The organism is Vibrio sp. 2033 (genome assembly GCF_033339735.1).
The window spans coordinates 1-606 of sequence record NZ_JAWOVC010000544.1 but is presented as its reverse complement, the minus strand read 5'-3'; the positions used below and the strand labels follow the sequence as shown (position 1 = coordinate 606).

The 606-nt window shown below is 43.1% G+C and carries 1 protein-coding gene; it reads left to right on the top strand.

Annotated features, from left to right (window positions below; translation table 11 throughout):
- On the top strand, positions 1 to 606 hold a 606-nt coding region (locus R7P74_RS27700; protein WP_318123879.1), incomplete at both ends, for a TonB-dependent receptor domain-containing protein.

The following is a 606-nucleotide window of genomic DNA, read 5'->3' as shown; positions in this document are numbered from 1 at the left end:
GAGCTCCAACCCTATCGGATCTATACGGAGCTGATAGCTTCTCATCTGACTATGCGAAAGACTACGTATTCTGTAGCCAGAATGGCATATCAGCTTCAGAATGTCCGGAAACTCAATATGACGTTACTCGCACATCCAATGAAGATCTGGACGCAGAAAAGTCTGTATCTTTTAACTTCGGGATCAGTTACTCACCAATTGACGACCTAGACCTGACTTTAGACTACTACAACATTAGCATTGATGACGTAATCACTCTGAATACGCTCCAGAGCATGATTGATCAAGAACGTAGTTCTGGTGTGTCGAATCCAAATATCGTTCGAGAAAATGGACGAATCAAAGAAGCTACTGCTGGACTTCAAAACCTAGGAACACTTGATACATCAGGTCTAGACCTTAAAATCGGTTATCGTTATGACTTTAATGTTGCAACAATCCGCTATGACTTTACAGGTAGCTACGTGCTTGATTACAGCTCACCAGAATACGTTGGTGGTCCGGTAAACAACCAAGTGGGTCGCAATGGTCTACCAGAATACCGTTTCAACACAGGTGTTGGCGTAAACTTCTTGGAAGAACATGACATCTACCTATCTGCTGACC